The organism is Salinicola corii (assembly GCF_008298015.1).
Classification (GTDB): domain Bacteria; phylum Pseudomonadota; class Gammaproteobacteria; order Pseudomonadales; family Halomonadaceae; genus Salinicola; species Salinicola corii.
Genome location: NZ_VTPX01000022.1, coordinates 17,579 through 38,087, shown reverse-complemented (window position 1 = coordinate 38,087; position 20,509 = coordinate 17,579). Strand labels below are relative to the sequence as shown.

The following is a 20,509-nucleotide window of genomic DNA, read 5'->3' as shown; positions in this document are numbered from 1 at the left end:
TCCGATGGCGACTGGTCGATTTTGTGGGGCAGCGGTCTGTCGATCGGACTGTGGCTGGTGGCGATCATCGGCCTGCTGCTGCCGGTGATCGTGGGGCCGATCCTGCGTCGTCGGATGCAGGCGGCCAAGGAGAAGGTCGGCTGACACGCGCAAGAGCCGCGATTCAAGCCCCGCACGGCGAACCCGGCGGGGCTTTTCATGGGTTGCCACTCCCTGTCGGGCGAGGGGAGCCGGTACCCGTAGGGAGCAACAGGGCGTATTCTTTTCAGCGCCGGTTGAGGTCTGCCGGTTGTCGCAAGGCGATGACGCTGCTATAGTGCCGCTCGCTCGGCAACGTCTTGATGAAACAGGCTTTGTCGACCTTCGATCTCATCCGCGTCGTTGATGAATCGAGTTATGGTGGCCCTTACCGGTCCTCCCGCAACGCTAAACCGCAAACCCCGCCAGGCCCGGAAGGGAGCAACGGTAGTGGTGGCCGCGTGTGCCGGGATGTGGCTGGTCGGGGCCGCCTCCATTTTGGGCCCGACATCGATGGGTGCCGTCGATGTCACGACGGTTCGAAAGTCGTCCTCTCCTGCCTCGTCACGCTTCTCCCGACCCTGCTAGAATGGTCCGATCACTGTCGGATATCGATGCTGGCATCGACGTTTTCGGTCGCGCCCGCGCCGTCTCCCAACGATCACGTCAGCCGCGAACCTATCTGCGAGGAGTATCGCGCCGCATGAGTTATCAGGTTCTGGCCCGCAAGTGGCGCCCGCGCACCTTTCACGAACTGATCGGCCAGGAGCATGTCAGCCGTGCGCTGGTCAATGCGCTCGACCAGGGGCGGCTGCATCACGCCTATCTGTTTACCGGTACGCGAGGCGTCGGCAAGACGACGCTGGCACGAATTCTCGCCAAGTGCCTCAATTGCGAGCAAGGGGTGAGTTCACAGCCTTGCGGCCAGTGCGAAACCTGTCGCGATATCGACAACGGTCGCTTCGTCGACCTGATCGAGGTCGATGCCGCATCGCGTACCAAGGTGGAGGACACTCGCGAGCTGCTGGACAACGTTCAGTACGCGCCAACCCAGGGGCGGTACAAGGTGTACCTCATCGACGAGGTGCACATGCTGTCGACGCACAGTTTCAACGCGCTGCTCAAGACGCTGGAAGAGCCGCCGCCGCATGTTAAATTCCTGCTGGCGACGACGGATCCCCAAAAGCTGCCGGTAACGGTGCTGTCGCGCTGCCTGCAGTTCACCCTCAAGAACATGCCGCCTGAGCGGGTGGTCGAGCATCTGACCCGGGTGCTGGAGGCCGAGCAGGTCGCCTTCGATCCGCAGGCGCTGTGGCTGCTTGGCAAGGCTGCCGACGGCTCGATGCGCGACGCCATGAGCCTGACCGACCAGGCCATAGCGTTCGGGCAAGGCGAAGTGCGCCGTGAGGATGTGGCCGCCATGCTCGGCACGCTGGATCACGCGCATCTGATTGCCCTGGCCCAGGCACTGGCGGACGTCGACGCCGAGCGGCTGCTGGCCGAAGTGGCGGCACTGGCGGAGCAAGGACCAGATTTTGCCGGTGTGCTCGACGAGCTGTCCGGGCTGATGCATCGCCTGGCAATCGCCCAGATGGTGCCGGTGGCCCTGGACAACGGCCACGGCGATCGCGACGAGTTGCTGGCACTGGCCGGCAGGTTCACCGCCGAGGACGTCCAGCTCTATTACCAGATCGCCCTGCAGGGCCGTGGGGATATCGACAATGCGCCGGATACTCGTTCGGCGGTCGAGATGACGCTGTTGCGCATGCTGGCCTTCCGCCCCCAGGGGGTGCCGACACCGCCGCAGACCGACCTGCCGCTGCGCGGGAATCCGAAAGGCGAGAATGATGGCGGTGGCGCCCCCCGCCGCGAGACTCGCGAGGGCGGCGTTGGAGAGGCCGTTACGAGAGACGCGCCGTCCGATGGTGCCGCGCAGGTCGAGCCCGTGGCATCAGCGGCCAGCACTACTGCTTCGGGATCGGCGGACTCGGGATCGACGAGCGTGAATCCTGACGAATCGGCTTCGCACGCACGGCCGTCCGCAATCGACGAGCAGACGACCGGGCCGGTTGCTGCATCGGCCTCGTCGTCACCGGATGTCGCCGTGTCGCAGGCGGATGATCGTCCGCCGTGGTCGGTCGATGCCGAGTCGCCCGACGCGCCACCGGCAACGGCGTCAGCGACCGAGGTATCGGCGTCCTGGACGCAGGAGCCGGCTGCGGCGTCCCCGCCTTCCGAGTCCTTTATCGAAAGCGTCGAAGCCGACAATATCAGCGACAGCGATCACGCGTCCGATGATAATCTCGGCTTCGACAGCGACGTCGGTTTGAACAACGACGCCGACGCCTATGCCTGGGCGGAACAGCTGAATGGTGCTCGCGGCGAGTCGCTGGCGGTTGCCCCCGATAGCCACGACCCGGCGTCCGGTTCACCGGTTGAGCCGGTTGAGCCGGTTGAGCCGGTTGAGCCGGTTGAGCCGGATGCGTCGTCTGCACCTCGGGCCGGCGTACCCTCGGAGTTCGATTCCGCCGGGATCGAGCCGGCCGGGCCGACGGAGCCCGTCGTCTCTGCTGCGGCTTCGTCGGATGCCGCTGCCGATGAGGAGCCGCAACCCCCGCTGGCCGTCGACGAACCGCCAGGTCCTGACGGCGCGCCCGCCGTGACCACACCGTTGACACATGACGCTTGGCTCCAGCGCTTCGATCAGCTCGACATCGGTGGTCTCACCCGCAATCTCGCGGCTCACTGCGTCATCGACAGCGACGACGGTCACGTGCTTTACGTCACGCTGGACCCCGGGCAGTCGGCCATGCTGTCGGAACTGCACGTCGATCGCATTACCAAGGCACTGGCGGGTATCGGTTACGCTCGCCGTCTCGAGGTCAACGTCGACGAACTGGACGGTTCACGCGAAACGGCCAAGGCCAAGCGCGACCGCGAGGCGCGAGAGCGTCATGCCCGCGCCGTTGAAGCGCTGCGGGTCGACCCGCATATTCAGGAATTGGAGGCGCGTTTCGGCGCCCGTCTGATCGAAGAGAGCGTCACCGCCGACCGCGTGTGACGCTTGCTAACGACCCCGGTCTCGAAAATCCCATCTCGAAGGAGTCCGTCATGTTCAAGGGTGGCATGGGAGGCCTGATGAAACAGGCCCAGGAAATGCAGGAAAAGATGCAGCAGGTGCAGGAAGAGATCGCCCAGATGGAAGTCTCGGGCGAAGCCGGCGCCGGCATGATCAAGGTCACCATGAATGGTCGTCATGACGTCAGCCGCGTGGAGATCGATCCGTCCCTGATGCAGGAAGACAAGGAGCTGCTGGAAGATTTGCTGGCGGCTGCCGTCAACGACGCGTCACGCAAGGTGGAGACTCAGTCCAAGGCGAGGATGGAAGAGGTCTCTTCCGGGCTCAACCTGCCTCCCGGGATGAAGATGCCGTTCTGATGAGCTTCTCACCGCTGGTCGAGCAATTGCTGGAAAGCCTGCGCGTGTTGCCAGGTGTGGGGCCCAAGACGGCACAGCGGATGGCGTTGCATCTGCTGGAGCGGGAGCGTGACGGCGGGCGTCGGCTGTCTCAGGCATTGACCGAGGCGATCGAGCGGGTTGGCTACTGCGAGCGGTGTCGGACCCTGACCGAGGAGATCCAGTGCGGTGTCTGCCAGGATCCGCGGCGCGACTCGGCGCTGCTGTGCGTGGTCGAGTCTCCGGCGGACATGCTGGCGATCGAGCAGGCCGGTGGCTACCGTGGCCAATACTTCGTCCTGCATGGCCACCTCTCGCCACTCGACGGCATCGGGCCCGACGATATCGGTCTCGACCAATTGGAAGCACGACTCTCCCGGGAGACCGTCAGCGAGATCATCCTGGCGACCAATCCCACCGTGGAAGGCGAGGCGACCGCCCACTACATCGCGGAGCATCTGGTCGGGCGGGAAGCCCGGCTCTCGCGGCTGGCCTATGGTGTGCCCATGGGTGGCGAGCTGGAATATGTCGATGGCGGCACGCTCAGTCGGGCGTTTCAGGGGCGCCAGCCGTTCTCCTCAGAGTGAAGTCTGGGCTGGGGGAGTGCTGCGGCGCCCATCCCTCCACTTTTCGTATCGCAGGGTCATGTTCGTGGCCGCAAGGAATCTGAATGAGCGTTGACTATTCGCTGTGTTGGGTCGACACCCCGGAAGGGTTGCAGGCCGCTTACGAGGTGCTGGCCGAGGCGGATGTCGTGGCGCTGGATACCGAGTTCTTCCGGGAGACCACCTTCTTCCCCGTACCGGCGTTGATTCAGCTGACGGCAGGGGAAACGGTGTACCTGATCGATCCGCAGGCAGTGGCGGCAAGCGCGGACTTCCAGCGGCTACTGGGTGGCGGACCATTGAAGCTGATCCACGCCTGTGGCGAGGACCTGGACGTGTTGTCGCTGTGGGCCGGCGTGACGGTGGCGCCGCTGGTCGATACCCAGATCGCCGAATCCTTCCTGGGCAGCGATCCGGCGATCGGTTACCGGCGGCTGGTCGCCCGGCGCTGCGACGTCGACCTGCCGAAGGAAGAGACGCGCTCGAACTGGCTGGAGCGTCCGCTGACACCGGCCCAGCTCGAGTATGCGGCACTGGACGTGGTGTTTCTTCCCGCCATATGGGAACAGCAATATCGTGAGCTGGTCGAGCTGGGTCGAAGCGAGTGGCTCGAGGAGGAGTGCGCGGCGTTGAGCCGTGGGCACGAAGGGGGCACCGATCAGTGGTATGCCCGTCACCGCCAGTTGTGGCGGCTGAAGCCGCGCCAGATCGAGGCGTACCGCGAACTCACCGCATGGCGGGAGGTGGAAATACGTCGTCGCGACGTACCGCGCGGCTGGCTGGTCAAGGATGCCGTGCTGTTTGCGGTCGCCGAGGCCATGCCGCAGAATCGCTACGAGTTGGCGGCCATCGAAGGCGTCACCCCCAGCCTGGTCAAGCGCGAAGGCGACACCTTGCTGGCTCTGGTCAAGGCCGCCAGGCACCAGGATGAATCGGCGCTATGCGAGCCGCTTCCGATGCCGACCTCGCCCCCGTTCAAGCGTCGCCTCAAGACGCTGAAGCGGGTCGTCCAGGCCCACGCCGAGGCGCTCGGCGTCGCTCCGGAGCGACTCGCCAACCGGGCGGAGATGGAGGCGATCGTCAACGCTCATCTCAAGGGGGAGGCACTACCATTGCCGGCCGGGTGGCGCGGGCGCGAGCTGTCGGCCGACTGGGAACGGGCGCTGGCCGAACAGGAGGCGGCGTGATGGACGCCTCCCGACTGATTTGCGAGGTGGTGAAGAGCCCGCGTCGAGATGAGATGTATCTCTACCTCGACAAGGCGCAAGGCATGGCGCCGGTGCCGCAAGCGCTGCGTGAACGGTTCGGACCGCCGATCGCGGTCATGACCCTGTTGCTGAGGGCCGAGCGGCCGTTGGCACGGGTCGACGTGGTCAAGGTCATGACGGCGATCCGCGACCAGGGGTTCTATCTGCAGATGCCGCCGGCCAGGGATCCGGAGATGCTGGATCTGTTCACGCCGCGGGGAGAGTGATGAGAAGTGCCACATTCGCACGGCGCACACTCCCGTGGCGAGGGTGCGGCGGGGATCATCCGGGCGGAGGTCGATATGCGTGATCGCTTCTGGGAACGCTTTTCCCTCGAGGAGTTGACCCGGCAAGAGTGGGAAGCGCTCTGTGACGGGTGCGGCAAGTGCTGCCTGGTCAAGATGGAAGATGCTGACACGGGAGACGTCGCGACGCTGAACGTGGCCTGCCGCCTGCTGGACATCGGCAGTTGCCGCTGTAGCGACTACGAGAACCGCTTCGAGAAAGTCCCCGAGTGCACCCAGTTGAGCCTTCAGAACCTCGACGAGTTCCACTGGTTGCCTCACAGCTGCGCCTATCGTCGTCTCGCCGAAGGGCGCAAGCTGGCCAGCTGGCATCCGCTACGCAGCGGTGACAACCGTCGCCTGCACGAGCGCCGGATGAGCGTGCGCCATTTTGCCGTCAGTGAAGCCGACGTCGACGAGGCCGACTACGAGGCCCATATCATCGATATCATCCCGCTCGACGAACGGCGTTGAACGCCTGACCGGCACATCATCATCGATCCCCGCCATATTCGGTTTCTATCCGTCGGCTTCGAGCCCCAGCGCCCATAGAATGAAGGCGTCCTGACGCGCATTGTCCCGCCAGGCCTTGAACCGACCCGACGCCCCGCCATGTCCGGCTGCCATGTCGGTTCGCAACAGTACCGGTCCCCGGGCGCGGCCCAGCTCGGTCATGCGTGCATAGAGCTTGGCCGGCTCCCAGTAAGGCACCCGTGAATCGTGCCAGCTCCCCTGCAACAGCATGCTGGGGTAGGGCTGGGCGGTCAGGTTGTCGAGCGGCGAATAATCGCGGATGCGCCGACGCGCGGCGGGCTCTTCCGGATTGCCCCACTCGGTGTACTCCGCGGTGGTGAGAGGGAGATCGGGATTCTCCATCGTCCGCAGCACGTCGACGAAGGGGACATCGAGCACGGCCGCGCAGAAGGCTTCCGGCTCCATGTTCAGGCTGGCCCCCACCAGCAGGCCGCCGGCGCTGGCGCCATATGCCGCCACCCGGTCGGGGTCCGACAGGCCTTCGGCGACCAGCGCCTGGCGCGCCGCCAGAAAGTCCCTGAAGCTGTTTTCCTTGTACTCGAGTTTGCCCGCCAGGTACCAGGGCTCGCCACGATCGCCACCGCCGCGGACATGGGCGACGGCGAACGCGACGCCACGAGAGAGCAGTTCCAGGCGCGCGATCGAGAACCAGGGGTCGAGTACCTCGCCGTAGGCGCCATAGCCATAGAGCAGCGTCGGCATCGGCGCCTTGCCCAGCATGTCGGCTCTGGCCACCACCGAGACGGGAATGCGCTCCCCGTCGTGACCCGCGGCCCACAGCCTCTGGCAGATCAGGTCCCGGGGCTGCAGATCACCGTACAGCGGCTGCGTCTTGAGAACGCGCTGCTCGCCGCTGTCCAGGTCATGCTCGACCCACCGCACCGGCAGGGTGAACGACTCTTCGCGCAGGTGAAGTTTGCGGGTATGGAAGTCGGGGGTGTCGCCGAGCGCGAGGCTGCAAGGGGCCTCGGGAAGCGGCAGTCGCAAGCCTGGCGGCTCCTCCGCCCGCCGGGCATCGTCCTCCGATGACCCCTCATTCGGGAGTTCGATCACGCGCAGGTACACCTGGGCCTCGTGATGGTCACGCTCGGTAATCACCAGTCCCCAGGAGAAAGCGTCGATGCCCTCGAGGGTGACGTCGTCGCGATGTGGTACAAGTGGGGTCCAGCTCGACGGTCGAGACGCCGGCGCGGTGTCCAGGCGGAAATGAGAGGCATCGCGATTGTGCAGTACGTAGAAGGTATCGTTGCGGTGCTCCAGGCCGTACTCGACCCCCACTTCCCGCGGGCGGACGCAGCGGGGCGGGGTGCCAGGCGCATCGGCCGGGATCAGGTGGCATTCGGCGGTGTCCTTGGAGGCCGTCTCCACGATCAGCCATTGGCGAGAGCGCGTCTTGCCCATGCCCACCCAGAATTCGACATCGCTCTCTTCGAAGATCTTCTCGCAGTGGTCGTCCCCGGGCCGCAGCAGCCATACGCTGGCGGGACGCTGCGTGGCGTCGTAGCGGGTGAACAGTAGCGTGCGGTTGTCCTCCGCCCACACCAGGTCCGGGCCGATGCGACGGCGCAGGCGGACCGGCTCGCCGTCCGGCAACCGTTTCAGATAGAGGTCGAAATATTCGTTGCCGCTGGCATCCTCGGTCCAGGCCAGCCACTGCTCGTCCGACGAGATCGCCATGTCGCCCAGCTCGAGGAAGTCGTGGGCTTCCGAGCGTGACTCGAGGTCGAGCAGCAGCTCGGCGGGGCCGGTACCGTCTATCGCCTGACGCCACCACAGTGGATAGTCGGCGTCGCTGGCCGTTTCGCTCCAGTAGCGAAAGCGTTCCAGGGCCGTCGGCAAGCCGGTGACCTGGAGCTCGCGCCGCGCCAGATGTCCGTCGTACAGGGCATCCTCCAGCGGCGCGAGGGGAGAGAAGAAGGCATCGCTCTCGCGATTGGCTGCGCGCAGGAACGCTTTGACCTGAGGGTCGTCACGTGACTCCAGCCAGTGCCAGTCGGGATCGTCACTGCGGCGGAAGTGAACGGCGGGGGGCGCTTGGGTGGTCTGCGAGCGGGACATGGGGCTGTGCGGGGTCCTTGCGGGCTGGGGCTGTCGGTGAAACGGGCGCGGCCTTCCCGGGCTGGCGCTCAGGGCGGCGGTGTACCGACGGTTCGGGGGTGAATCGCGCACCCGATCGAGCGGGCGCGGCTGTGCTTTGCCTGGTTGGAGTGTACCATGTGGCAAATCGTATGAATCGAGAGTCATTACCATGCTGTTTTCCGATTCGCTGCCGCAGCTTTGGCTGAGTTATGGCGTACTTTCCCTGATCGTTCTGGTAACCGGTTACCTGGGGGTGCGATGGTTGCCACTGTTGCCGAGGCTGATTCTGGTCGGCGTCGTCGCTGGCGGGTTGTGGATGGTGGCGCCGTTTTCGCTGCCGCTGTTGCAGCCGGGGGAAACCTACTCCGGTCTGGCCCCGGCCATCGTGGTGATGGCTGTCGGAGTCATCCAGCACGATGGCGGTCAGGTCGCCGGCGCGATGCCGCTGTTGCTGGTCGGAGCCGCGATTGGTGGCGTGCTGGGCCTGGTAGCGTGGCGTCTGCTGCGTCGCCGCTATGACGACGCCGATGGCGGGTCCGGTCAGGACCGGAAGAAGGGCCGGCAGGCAGGCTCCCCGGCGCGGGCTACCAGCAAGCGTGTCCACGCCCGTGGCAAGTCGGGCGGTCGGCGCGAGCCGATGGTCAACTGATTTCCGCGGATCGAATGACTATCCAACGATATTTCTGGACGAGGACGGCTTCACCTCGTTCTCGGCGTGTGTTTCGACAAGGAAGCGTGAGATGCGTGCGTTGTTGTTGATCGTGCTGCTGGCAACGGGGTTCGCCCCAACCTGGGCGCTGGCGCAGTCCGCGCCGGACGTGCGAATCGTCGTCGATGTTTCCGGTAGCATGAAGCAGAACGATCCGCAGAACTTGCGGGCCAACGCCTTGGGCTTCGCCGCGACACTGCTGCCGCCCAGCGCTCGAGCATCGATCTGGACCTTCGGCACCACCGTCTCCAATCCCCTTCCGAGTGACGCGGTGGCGGACGCCTGGCGCGGGCGCGTGGCCAGCCTCTCTCCGCGGTTGACCGACTATCAACAGTTCACGGACATCGAGCGGGCGCTGCGCCAGGCTGCCGATGCGGCGCCGGACAGTGCCAACCGGCATCTGATCCTGCTGACCGATGGGATGGTCGACCTGCCAGCGTCCGGCAGCGACAAGGCGCAGCGTGACAGGGTATCGCGTCAACGCATCATCGACGAGTTGGCGCCGGAGCTTGCCGGGCGTGGCGTTGTCGTCCACGCCATCGCGCTATCCAACAACGTCGATTTGCCGCTGCTCGAGCAGGTCGCGCAGACCACGGGCGGGCTGGCTGCGGTCGCCGATACGCCGGAGGAGCTGCTGCGTGCCTTTCTGGATGTTCTTGATCGTATCCTGCCGGGCGACCAGATTCCCATCGACGGGCAGCAGCGGTTCAACGTCGATGACGATATCGACGAATTCAATGCGCTGCTGTTCCATGCCCCGGGCGTCGACTCGCCGGTGCTGGTGGGACCCGATGGTCAGCGCTACTCCCGCGGCGATCATCCGGGGTCCGTGGAGTGGCAAAGCAGCGATCGTTACGACCTCGTCACCGTGCCCGACCCGGCCGCCGGTGAATGGCATATCGAGGGCGATATCGGTGGCGATAGCCGTATCGGCATTCACGCCGACACCGTGCTGCGCAGTGCACCGCTCCCGGCAACGCTCTATCGCGGCTTTTCCACGCCGCTGGACGTCTGGTTGGCTTCGGACGGTAAAACGCTGGAAGCGGACAGTCGGCCCGACGGACTCACCGTTCGGGCTGAACTGAAGGATCTGGACGGAGCCGTCCTTGCCGCAACGCCGCTGGAACCGTCCGACGACCACTTCCGCGGCGATCTGCCGGGGGTCGATCAACTCGGCAACGCCCGGCTGACGATCACCGCGCGCAGCGATCGCATGATTCGCCAGCAGGTGCAGACGGTCAACGTGGTGGCCGCATTGAGTGCCGTGCTGAGCGAGGATGGCTCGCGGATCGTCGTGCATGCCAACCACCCCGATCTGGACGTCAACAATACCCAGCTCAGTGCAAGCCTCACTGGCAGATCGCTAGATGTGCGCCAGACCGGGGAGCGGGAGTGGACGATTGCGGTGCCGCGGACCGATCCAGGGCAATCGCTGCCGGTCACCATTGCCGCCGACGCCCGCATCGACGGGCGCACGCTGCACTTCGAGCTTCCGGTCGTGCGGCTCAATCCCGAAGCCTCCGTCGGACTGAGCGGCGCGGATCTCGAGCGGGGTGTCATCAGCGACACTCGGCAGCAGGACGATGGCCAGGGTTCCGACGGTGGCGATGACTTCACCGACGGACTGACCGCTTCGCAGATGGTCGATATCGCCGTCGACAAGGCGCGACAAGGATGGCGACTCGCCAAGCCGTACGTGGAAACCTACGGGCAGCGGCCGGTAACCTGGATTGTCATCGCCATCATCTTGCTGTCATGGATCTTGCTGCGCTGGCGGCGTGCGGCGAATCGGCGCCGGCTGGCCCGGCGCGAGGAGCCGTCGATCTAACTGTTCGGCGGTGACCTGTTCACGCCATCGCCATGCGGCGGCCGTGTCGAGCGTCTTACAACCTTGGTGGCAGCGCCTCGTCGGCCCGATCTGATATAAGATCGATAACCGTCACGAATCAAGGAGATCCCATGGCTGACAGCGCGAACGCCCACGTCGAGACCGGCGTGTCCCTGACGGGGCTCGAGGCCTTCCACTCGGTCAACGACATCATCGCCGACGCGTGTCGCCGCTACGCCGACAAGCCAGCGTTCAGCTGCATGGGCAAGACGTTGAGCTATGCCGATATCGATCGTCTCGCCGATCGCTTTGCCGCCTGGCTGCAGAGCCACGACGATCTTGCGCCGGGCGATCGCATCGCCATCCAACTGCCCAACGTGCTGCAGTTCCCGGTGGCCGTGTTTGGCGCGCTGCGTGCCGGGCTGGTGATCGTCAACACCAATCCGCTCTACACCGAGCGCGAGATGCGCCACCAGTTCCGCGACGCCGGGGTCAAGGCGATCGTGGTGCTGGCCAACATGGCCCACAAGCTCGAGAACGTGATCGCCCAGACCGATATCCGTCACGTGGTGGTCACCGAGATGGGCGACCTTCACGACTGGCCCAAGCGTCCGCTGATCAACTTCGTGGTGCGTCGGGTCAAGAAGATGGTGCCCGCCTACTCGCTGCCCCAGGCGGTCGGCTTTCGGCGCACGCTGGCCGGCGGCGAGCGTGCGGCCAAGGTCGCGGCGGGGCAGGACGAAGAGATCGCCGTGCTGCAGTACACCGGCGGCACCACCGGGGTGGCCAAGGGCGCGATGCTGACGCACCGCAACCTGATCGCCAACATGCTGCAGACCCAGGAGCTGCTCGGCGACACCCTGGAGAACGGTCGCGAGACGATCATCGCGCCGCTGCCTTGCTATCACATCTATACCTTCACCGTGAACTGCCTGTACGCGATGACCACCGGTCAGCACAACATCCTGATACCCAACCCCCGTGACATCGCCGGCTTCGTCAAGACGTTGTCGAAAACGCCGTTCACGGTCTTCGTGGGGCTCAACACCCTGTTCAACGCCCTGTGCCAGCGCGACGACTTCAAAGCGCTCGACTTCTCGCGGCTCAAGTTCACCATCTCCGGCGGCATGGCGCTGACCCAGGCCGCGGCCAAGCGCTGGCAGGAGGTGACCGGCAACGACATCGTCGAGGGCTACGGCCTGACCGAGACGTCGCCGATCGCCCTGGTCAATCCGCCCGATGCGGCGCAGATCGGCACCATCGGCCGTCCGGTGGCGGGCACGGCGGTGCGGGTGGTCGACGACGAGGGGCGCGCGCTGCCGCCGGGGGAGAGCGGCGAGCTCTGCATCAAGGGGCCGCAGGTGATGAAGGGTTATTGGAATCGCCCGGAGGATACCGCCAAGACGCTCAGCGACGACGGCTGGCTGCGCACCGGCGACATGGCGGTGGTGCAGGAGGATGGCTACGTCAAGATCGTCGACCGCAAGAAGGACATGATTCTGGTCTCGGGTTTCAACGTCTATCCCAACGAGATCGAGGAGGTGGTCGTGGGGCATCCAGACGTACTCGAGGCCGCCGCGGTGGGCGTGCCCGATGAGGAGACCGGGGAAGCCGTCAAGCTGTTCGTGGTCGCTCGCAACGAGAGTCTCGACCCCCAGGCGCTGCGTCAGTGGTGCAAGCGGGAGCTGGCCGGTTACAAGGTACCCAAGTTCGTGGAGCTGCGAGACGAACTGCCCAAGAGCAATGTCGGCAAGGTCCTTCGACGGGAGCTGCGCGATGAGGCGTCCGGCAAGGCAGGCGATGAGCCCCCGGCATGACATCGGTTCCCCTCGGACGTGAGTTGATCCGCTGACGGCGCTACAATGACGGGTTCGTCACCTCCCTTGGTGGCGGCCCGTTCTCGCCGACGTAGAGGATCTCTTGAGCGCTATCGCTTCCCCCTCGCTGCAAGCCCTGAATGACCTGGAAACTCGCCTGGACGGCTGTCTGCTGCGCGATGCCCACGAGCAGCGTCGGCGGCTCCAGCGCCTGGCGCAACGTGCCCGCGACGGCAAGCCGATCGACCGCTCGCTGAAGGAGATCGAAACGCGACTGGCGGCGTCCAGCGAGGTACTGGCGCGTCGCCAGCGTCAGCCGGTGACGCTGGATTACCCCGATGCGTTGCCAGTCGCCGCCAAGCGCGAAACCATTCTCGATGCCCTGCGCGAGCACCAGGTGGTGGTGGTCGCCGGCGAGACCGGCTCCGGCAAGACCACGCAGCTACCCAAGCTCTGTCTGGAGCTGGGATTGGGGCGGCGTGGCATGATCGGCCACACCCAGCCGCGGCGTCTGGCGGCACGCTCGGTGGCGGCCCGCCTGGCCGAAGAACTGGAGGTGCCGCTGGGCGAGCAGGTCGGTTATCAGGTTCGCTTCACCGATCAGAGCAGCGACGACACGCTGGTCAAGCTGATGACCGACGGCATCCTGCTGGCCGAGACGCAGCACGACCCGGACCTGATGCGCTATGAGGCGATCATCATCGATGAAGCGCACGAGCGCAGCCTCAACATCGACTTCCTGCTCGGCTATCTCAAGCGCCTGACGGCCCGACGAGCCGACCTCAAGGTGATCGTCACCTCGGCGACCATCGACGTCGAGCGACTCTCCCGGCATTTCGCCGTCGAGCGCAACGGCGAGGTGCAGCCCGCGCCGGTGGTCGAGGTCTCCGGGCGCGCTTATCCGGTCGAGGTGCATTATCGGCCACTGGTTCGGGAGTCCCGCGAAGAGGATGACCTGACCCTGCAGGAGGGCATTCTGGCGGCGGTCGACGAGGTCGAGCGAATCGAGCGCGAAAAGCGCTGGTATAGCGGCCCGCGGGATATCCTGATCTTCCTGCCGGGCGAACGCGACATTCGCGAGACGGCAGACCTGCTGCGACGCGCCGAGCTCAAGAGTACCGAGATCCTGCCGCTCTATGCGCGGCTCTCCAACGCCGAACAGAACCGGGTGTTCCAGCCCCACGCCGGCCGGCGCATCGTGCTCTCCACCAATGTGGCCGAGACCTCGTTGACCGTACCCGGCATACGCTACGTGATCGATCCCGGCCTGGTCCGAATGAGCCGCTATAGTGCGCGCGCCAAGGTCCAGCGTCTGCCGATCGAACCAGTCAGCCAGGCCAGCGCCGATCAGCGCAAGGGCCGTTGCGGGCGCGTGGCTGAGGGTGTCTGCATCCGGCTCTACAGCGAAGAGGATTTTCTCTCCCGCCCCGAATTCACCGAGCCCGAAATCCAGCGCACCAGCCTGGCCTCGGTCATTCTGTCGATGCTATCGCTCAAGCTGGGCGACGTGTTCGATTTCCCGTTCGTCGATGCGCCGGATGCCCGCTTCGTCAAGGATGGTTACCGGTTGCTGTTCGAGCTGGGGGCCGTCGACGACGGCGAGCGCATCACCGCCATCGGACGGCAGCTGTCCCGGTTGCCGATCGATCCGCGCCTGGCGCGAATGGTGCTGGCGGGCGAGCGTTTCCAGTGCCTGCGCGAGGTGCTGATCGTGGTCAGCGCGCTGGCGACGCAGGATCCCCGCGAGCGGCCGGCGGAGAAGCGCCAGGCCGCCGACCAGCGTCACAAGCAGTGGGAGGACCCCAACTCCGACTTCGTCGCCTGGCTCAATCTGTGGCATGGCTTCGATGCCATGCGCGAGACGCTGTCGAGCAGTCAACTGCGGCGCTGGTGTCGCGACCAGTATCTGAACTACCTGCGCCTGCGCGAGTGGCACGACACCTATCGCCAACTGCGTCAGTTGACCCGTGAGATGAAACTGGCGCCGTCGAGTGCCATGCAGCCCGATACCGCCTCACCGGCTGGGGAGCAACAGCCGGCGGAGAAGCCCCGGGTCGATACCCAGCGCCTGCATCAGGCATTGCTTGCCGGGCTGCTCTCCAACCTGGGGCAGTTGCAGCCGGAGAGCCGGGAATTCCTCGGTGCCCGAAACCGGCGCTTCCTGATCCACCCGGCATCGGGCCTGTCGCGCAAGCCGCCCAAGTGGGTGATGGCCGGCGAGATGGTGGAGACCAGTCGTCTGTTCGCGCGTGATGCGGCGAGGATCAAGCCGGAGTGGATCGAGCCGCAGGCGGCGCACCTGATCAAGCGCAGCTACAGCGAACCCCACTGGGAGCGCAAGCGCGCCCAGGTGGTGGCGCTGGAGCAGGTGACGCTATTCGGCCTGCCGATCGTTACCGGCCGCCGAGTGGATTACGCCAAGGTGGCGCCGCAGGAGGCCCGGGAAATCTTTCTGCGCCGGGCACTGGTGGAGGGCGACTACCAGACCCGGGCGGCGTTCTTCGAGCACAATCGTGCGATGATGGCGGAAGTGGAGGATCTCGAGGATCGGGCGCGCAAGCGCGACATCCTCATCGACGAGGAGACACTGTTCGCCTTCTACGACGAACGGGTTCCGGCGGATGTCGCCGGCGGGCGCAGCTTCGAGAACTGGCGCAAGCAGGCCGAGCGCGACACGCCGGATCTTCTCAAGCTGGACAAGGCGGCGCTGATGGCGCGGGACGCCGACGACGTCAATGTCGAACAGTACCCCGACGAGCTGGTGTTCAACGGCGTGCGCTATCCGCTCAGCTATCACTTTTCGCCGGGGGCTGGCGACGATGGCGTCACCTTGACCGTGCCGGCGGTCATGTTGGCGCAGTTGCCGCAGGGGCGCTTGAGCTGGCTGGTGCCCGGGTTGCTGCGCGAGAAGTGCATCGCACTGCTCAAGGCCCTGCCCAAGGCGATGCGTCGGCAGGTGGTACCGATCCCCGACTGGGTCGATGCCGCGCTGGCGTCGCTGACGCCGGACGACCGGCCGGTCGAGGAGGCGCTGGGGGAGTTCCTGCGGATCAAGACGGGAACGCGCCTGGACGCGTCGGCTTGGCGTCACGATCAGCTCGACCCGCACCTGGTGATGAACCTGCGCGTGGTGGATCACAATGGCCAGGTGCTGGGTGAAGGGCGTGACCTGCGCCAACTGCAGACGCGGTTTGGCGAGGCCGCCGCGGCGGGCGCCAAGGCGCTGGCCCAGGCGCCGAAAGACAACGCCGAGCGTCTCGACGACCTGCCCGAGACGCCGTTGCCGAGTTCGCGCACGACCCGCCAGGCCGGGATTCAGGTCGAGGTCTATCCGGCGATGGTGGTGGTGGAGGACGAACTGCGGGTCGCCTGGTTCGACCACGCCGCGCGCGCCGAAGCTGCCCATTGCGACGGGATCGTCAAGCTGGCCCGGCGCAGATTGCCCGACACCGTGCGCTATATCCAGCGCGAACTGCCCGCGCTCAAGCAGTCCGCGCTGCTGTTTGCCAAGGTCGGCAGTCACGAGCAGTTGTCCCGTGACGTCATCGATGCCTGCCTGGCCCAGACCGTGGCCGCCGATCCCTTGCCGCGCTCCCGTCAGGCGTTCGAGGCCCGGCTCGAGACCTGGCGCGGAGAGCTGGTCGCCTATGCCGAGGCGCTGCTGGATGACCTGCACAAGGCGTTGCAAGGCCACCTGGCAGTGACCAAGGCACTCAAGGGCAACGTCACGCTGGCGCTGGCGCTGACCTACAGTGATCTCAAGGCGCAGATGCAACGTCTCGTCTACCCTGGCTTCGTGCGCGACGCCGGCCCCTGGCTCAAACATTACCCGCGCTACATGCAGGCGGCCGAAATCCGGCTCGAGAAGGCGCCACGCGACCTGCGTCGGGACCAGTTGTCGATGCAGCAGGTGCAGGCGTGGGAGGAGCGGGTCGATACGCGGCGCCAGCAAACCCATCGCGACGGGATCGTCGATGCCGACCTGGTCGAATTCGGCTGGTGGCTGCAGGAGTGGCGAGTCTCGCTATTCGCACAGCAGTTGGGCACGCTGGAGAGCGTGTCGGAGAAGCGCCTGGCGCGACGCTGGCAGGAGATAACCGGGCAAACCGTGTGATCGGCGGGCTCGATACACTGCATCCGCCGTCGGCGGGTGCGCGTAATGATGGAAAGCGGCGGATGCCGCGGGAGGTAATAGCCGATGACGCAAGCCGTGATTACCGCGACGGGCCTGTTCACGCCGCCGGATTCGATCGATAACGCCGAACTGGTCGCCAGCTTCAATACCTGGGTCGATGCCGAAAATTCGCGGCATGCGGCAGCGATCGAGCGAGGCGAGCGCGAGCCGCTGGCGCACTCCAGCGAAGCCTTCATCCTCAAGGCGTCGGGTATCGAAAGTCGCTACGTGATGGAAGCCGGCGGGATTCTGGATCCCGAACGCATGCGACCCCGGATTCCACAGCGCGCCAACGACGCCCTGTCGGTACAAGCCGAGATGGGCGTGGCCGCGGCTCGCCAGGCGCTGGACAAGGCGGGCTTGCGTGCCGCTCAGCTCGACCTGATCATCGTCGCCTGCTCCAACCTCCAGCGCCCGTATCCGGCGGTCGCGGTCGAGGTTCAGGCGGCGCTGGGTGCTGGCGGCTACGCGTTCGACATGAACGTGGCCTGCTCCAGCGCGACGTTCGCCATCGATATGGCCACCAACGCTATCCGTGCCGGCAGCCTGGAGCGGGTTCTGGTGGTCAACCCCGAGATCTGTTCGGCGCATCTCAACTTCCGTGACCGGGACAGCCACTTCATCTTCGGTGACGCCTGTACCGCCATCGTGCTGGAGGCCGACCATCTCGCCCAGGATCGGGAGCACTTCACGGTATTGGGAGCGCGCTTGAAGACGCAGTTCTCCAATGCCATTCGCAATAACTTCGGATTTCTCAATCGTCTTGCCGACGAAGGGCACGATGCGTTGGACAAGCTTTTCGTCCAGGAAGGGCGCAAGGTGTTCAAGGAGGTCTGCCCGATGGTCGCTTCGTTGATCCTCGATCATCTGGAAAGCCAGTCGCTGACCGGGGACTCGGTCAAGAAACTGTGGCTTCACCAGGCCAACCGTCACATGAACGACCTGATCGCGCAGCGCGTGCTGGGCCGCGAGCCCTCGCTATCGGAAGCGCCGGTGATACTCGATCGCTATGCCAATACCAGTTCGGCGGGATCGATCATTGCGTTTCATCTGCATCGTGACGACCTTCAGGACGGCGACGTGGGGGTGGTGTGTTCCTTCGGTGCGGGCTACAGTGCGGGCAGTGTGATACTGCGTAAAGGGAATGCGTGTTGATGAAATCGATCCATTGGCTGGGCGGCGCCTGTGTCGCCGCGGCGCTGAGCGGTTGCGCCTCGACCGGGGAAGAGTCGAATCCCCAGGATCCGTGGGAGGGCTTCAACCGGGGTGTCTATCAGTTCAACGATACGCTCGATCGCTACGCGCTCAAGCCGGTTGCGCAGGGATACGACACCATCACGCCGGATCCGGTGCAGGACGGCGTCGGTAATTTCTTCTCCAACCTGGGGGAAATTCGCACGGTCTTCAACAGCATTCTCCAGTGGGAATGGGGCAATGCCGGCGTCGCTTCCGGACGCTTTCTGGTCAATACCGTGCTGGGTGTCGGTGGCGTGCTCGATCCCGCCACTCGTATGGGATTGGACGAAAACGAGGAAGATTTCGGTCAGACCCTGGGCGTGTGGGGCGTTGGAAGCGGCCCTTATCTGGTGTTGCCGATCCTGGGACCGAGTACGGTTCGAGATACCAGTGGCCTGCCGGTCGATATGTACACCTATCCGGTCACCTATGTGGAAGAGGACAAGTGGCGTTACGGCCTGACCTTCCTGCGCTACGTGGATCTACGCGCCGGCCTGCTCGACCAGGAAGCGTTGATTCAGGGAGATCGCTACAGCTTCATCCGTGACGCCTATCTACAGCGTCGCCAGTTCGAAGTCACCAACGGGGCGACTGGCGAGGATCCGTTTGCCAGCGGCGGGTTCGGTGACGATTTCGAATATAGTGAAGACGACTTCGCCGAGTAGACCTGTGTCCAATACGCTGTCGGACGAGCTGCCTGTGATCGGCCTGATCGATTTGCCGGGGCCGGACCGTGAACGCCTGATCGAAGAGCTTTCCCGTCTCGATATCGTGGTGCGAGCCGCCGTCTCGGTTTCGACGTTGCCGGCGCATTGCGATCTGGTTGTGGCGCACGTGCGAGCGGTTTCGCACGACGGGTGGGAGCGGCTGGCCGTTGGACGCCCGACCATCGTCATCAGCGAGAGCCGACGCGACGATGACCTGCGCAAGGCGCTTGATGCCGGGCTGATCGATTATCTGGTCGAACCGCTCAAGCATGTCGACATTCTGCGGCGCTTGATCGAACGGGCCCTAGAACTGACGCGTCTGTCGCGTGATCACAGCGAAAGCCGGGCAGAGCTCGAGGCGTTGAACGACCGTCTCGAAAGACATCTCGAGATGCTTCGAGACGACCAGCGGGCAGGTGGACACGTGCAGCGCAAGCTGCTCCCGCCACCGGGCGTCTCGCACCTCGGCGTGCGCTGCGACTACTGGTTTGCGCCTTCGCTCTATCTGTCGGGTGATTTTCTCGATTTTCAGCGATGTGACGATCGCTACAGTTTCTTCTATTTTGCCGATGTTGCCGGGCACGGCGCCTCTTCCGCCTTCGTCACCGTGTTGTTGAAGTATCTCTGCAATCGCTGGCTGGCCCAATGGCGGACGCTGCTGCCGGAAGCGTTCCCGTCCCGGTGGTTGGGCGAACTCAACCGGGAGTTGCTGGAGACCGGCATAGGCAAGCACGCCACGGTCTTTGCCGGTGTGCTGGACCACGAGCGTTATTTTCTGCACTATGCGCTCGGCGCCCAGTTGCCGATGCCGATTCTTCAGGCGGAAGGACGAAGCGTGTATCTGGGGGGAGAGGGGCCCCCGGTGGGGTTGTTTCCCGATGTGGAGTACCCCATCTACGGGTGTCCATTACCCGAGTCGTTCCGACTCTGGTTCTGCTCCGATGGCGTTCTGGAATGCCTGCCGGAGGGTTCATTGAACGCGCGGCTCAAGGAACTCGAGCACCGCACGGCACACTGCACCAGCGTCGACGATCTGAGGGAAGGGTTGGCGTTGGGGGATCCTCTGCCGGATGATCTCAGCATGATGACATTGAGTGGTTTCGACCATGATTGAAGGGCGGATCAGGGCGGCCTTCGAGTCGGGCGTATTTGTGCTCAAGCTGTGCGGTGACGTGCGCTTGACGCTATGTGCGACACTGGATGCCGAGGCGCAGCGCCTGGCGGATCTGCCGGGCTTGCGGGCGGTGATGGTCGACCTGCGCGAGGCGACCAACGTCGACTCCACTGCACTGGGGTTCCTGGCCAAGGTGGCGATGGCCGTCCAGGGGCGATTGGACGACCCGCCCACGATCATCGCCGAGCACCCGGACGTTCGGCGGATGCTGGACGTCATGGGGTTCGCGCGTTACTTCACGCTGCTCGAAGCGCCGCTGACCGAGCCGGCGGAGCTGGATGAGCTGCCTCACGTCGAAGCCGATGAGAGTGACATCCAGCAGCGAATCCTGGAAGCCCACCGCATCCTCATGCACATGAGCGAGCACAATCGGCACGAGTTTCAGCCGTTCGTCGAACTGCTCGAATCACAGCGAGTCGACGCCCCCCCGCACGGTTGAGCCGCTCCGTCGAGGGCAGGCCGTAACGAATGACGAGCTCCGCACAGCGGGTGTTGGCCGCCGCCTGCGTCGGTGATCCTCCCCCGTTGGCGGTGCATCTTCAATGCTAGGCTGAATCGCCCTGGCCTCGAATGCCTATCCGGGCTGGCGAGGCTTTTGGCGATGCGCCGGGGTACCTTCCGTATGGTCGGGCACGAGAACG

15 protein-coding genes and 1 other RNA gene are annotated in these 20,509 nt (G+C 65.1%); 15 read left to right on the top strand and 1 reads right to left on the bottom strand.

Annotation, left to right across the window (positions count from 1 at the left end; all coding sequences use genetic code 11):
- Positions 1–407: 407 nt before the first annotated feature.
- The 7 genes from ffs to F0A16_RS20845 all read left to right on the top strand — a co-directional run bounded on the left by ffs (position 408) and on the right by F0A16_RS20845 (position 6,084).
- An RNA gene (gene ffs, locus F0A16_RS20875) (signal recognition particle sRNA small type) lies at positions 408–504 on the top strand.
- A gap of 217 nt (positions 505–721) precedes the next feature.
- Positions 722–3,079, top strand: a complete 2,358-nt coding sequence (gene dnaX, locus F0A16_RS20870; protein ID WP_149437886.1) for a DNA polymerase III subunit gamma/tau — start codon at positions 722–724, stop codon at positions 3,077–3,079.
- 50 nt (positions 3,080–3,129) lie between these two features.
- Entirely contained in the window at positions 3,130–3,456 is a 327-nt protein-coding gene (locus F0A16_RS20865; protein WP_110717982.1) for a YbaB/EbfC family nucleoid-associated protein, read from the top strand.
- On the top strand, positions 3,456–4,061 hold the full coding sequence (gene recR / locus F0A16_RS20860; RefSeq protein WP_149437884.1) for a recombination mediator RecR: 606 nt from the start codon (positions 3,456–3,458) through the stop codon (positions 4,059–4,061). Before F0A16_RS20865 ends, recR begins: the two co-directional genes overlap by 1 nt.
- A gap of 83 nt (positions 4,062–4,144) precedes the next feature.
- Complete coding sequence (locus F0A16_RS20855) at positions 4,145–5,266, top strand: ribonuclease D (RefSeq protein WP_149437883.1); 1,122 nt, start codon at positions 4,145–4,147, stop codon at positions 5,264–5,266.
- Entirely contained in the window at positions 5,266–5,553 is a 288-nt protein-coding gene (locus F0A16_RS20850; RefSeq protein WP_149437881.1) for a YcgL domain-containing protein, read from the top strand. Before F0A16_RS20855 ends, F0A16_RS20850 begins: the two co-directional genes overlap by 1 nt.
- A gap of 75 nt (positions 5,554–5,628) precedes the next feature.
- Complete coding sequence (locus F0A16_RS20845) at positions 5,629–6,084, top strand: YcgN family cysteine cluster protein (RefSeq protein WP_149437893.1); 456 nt, start codon at positions 5,629–5,631, stop codon at positions 6,082–6,084.
- A 45-nt stretch (positions 6,085–6,129) separates the two neighbouring features.
- Here F0A16_RS20845 and F0A16_RS20840 read toward each other — a convergent pair whose 3' ends face one another.
- Positions 6,130–8,202, bottom strand: a complete 2,073-nt coding sequence (locus F0A16_RS20840) for a S9 family peptidase (protein WP_149437880.1) — start codon at positions 8,200–8,202, stop codon at positions 6,130–6,132.
- Positions 8,203–8,392: 190 nt separating this feature from the next.
- Here F0A16_RS20840 and F0A16_RS20835 point away from each other — a divergent pair, with 190 nt between their 5' ends.
- The 8 genes from F0A16_RS20835 to F0A16_RS20800 all read left to right on the top strand — a co-directional run bounded on the left by F0A16_RS20835 (position 8,393) and on the right by F0A16_RS20800 (position 20,307).
- On the top strand, positions 8,393–8,872 hold the full coding sequence (locus F0A16_RS20835; RefSeq protein WP_187776101.1) for a hypothetical protein: 480 nt from the start codon (positions 8,393–8,395) through the stop codon (positions 8,870–8,872).
- 91 nt (positions 8,873–8,963) lie between these two features.
- Positions 8,964–10,760, top strand: coding sequence for a VWA domain-containing protein (locus F0A16_RS20830; RefSeq protein ID WP_187776100.1), 1,797 nt, complete (start codon positions 8,964–8,966; stop codon positions 10,758–10,760).
- Positions 10,761–10,891: 131 nt separating this feature from the next.
- Positions 10,892–12,577 carry an AMP-binding protein gene (locus tag F0A16_RS20825; RefSeq protein ID WP_149437876.1) on the top strand — a complete coding sequence of 562 codons (1,686 nt, stop codon included), beginning with the start codon at positions 10,892–10,894 and terminating at the stop codon, positions 12,575–12,577.
- 103 nt (positions 12,578–12,680) lie between these two features.
- The gene (hrpA, locus tag F0A16_RS20820) at positions 12,681–16,691 is read left to right on the top strand and encodes an ATP-dependent RNA helicase HrpA (RefSeq protein WP_149437874.1); all 4,011 of its coding nucleotides are present in this window, start codon (positions 12,681–12,683) and stop codon (positions 16,689–16,691) included.
- A gap of 84 nt (positions 16,692–16,775) precedes the next feature.
- On the top strand, positions 16,776–17,906 hold the full coding sequence (locus F0A16_RS20815) for a beta-ketoacyl-ACP synthase III (RefSeq protein WP_149437872.1): 1,131 nt from the start codon (positions 16,776–16,778) through the stop codon (positions 17,904–17,906).
- Complete coding sequence (locus tag F0A16_RS20810) at positions 17,906–18,652, top strand: MlaA family lipoprotein (protein WP_149437870.1); 747 nt, start codon at positions 17,906–17,908, stop codon at positions 18,650–18,652. Before F0A16_RS20815 ends, F0A16_RS20810 begins: the two co-directional genes overlap by 1 nt.
- Before the next feature lie 16 nt (positions 18,653–18,668).
- Complete coding sequence (locus tag F0A16_RS20805; RefSeq protein WP_149437892.1) at positions 18,669–19,808, top strand: PP2C family protein-serine/threonine phosphatase; 1,140 nt, start codon at positions 18,669–18,671, stop codon at positions 19,806–19,808.
- Entirely contained in the window at positions 19,801–20,307 is a 507-nt protein-coding gene (locus F0A16_RS20800) for an STAS domain-containing protein (protein ID WP_149437867.1), read from the top strand. Before F0A16_RS20805 ends, F0A16_RS20800 begins: the two co-directional genes overlap by 8 nt.
- Positions 20,308–20,509: the final 202 nt, after the last annotated feature.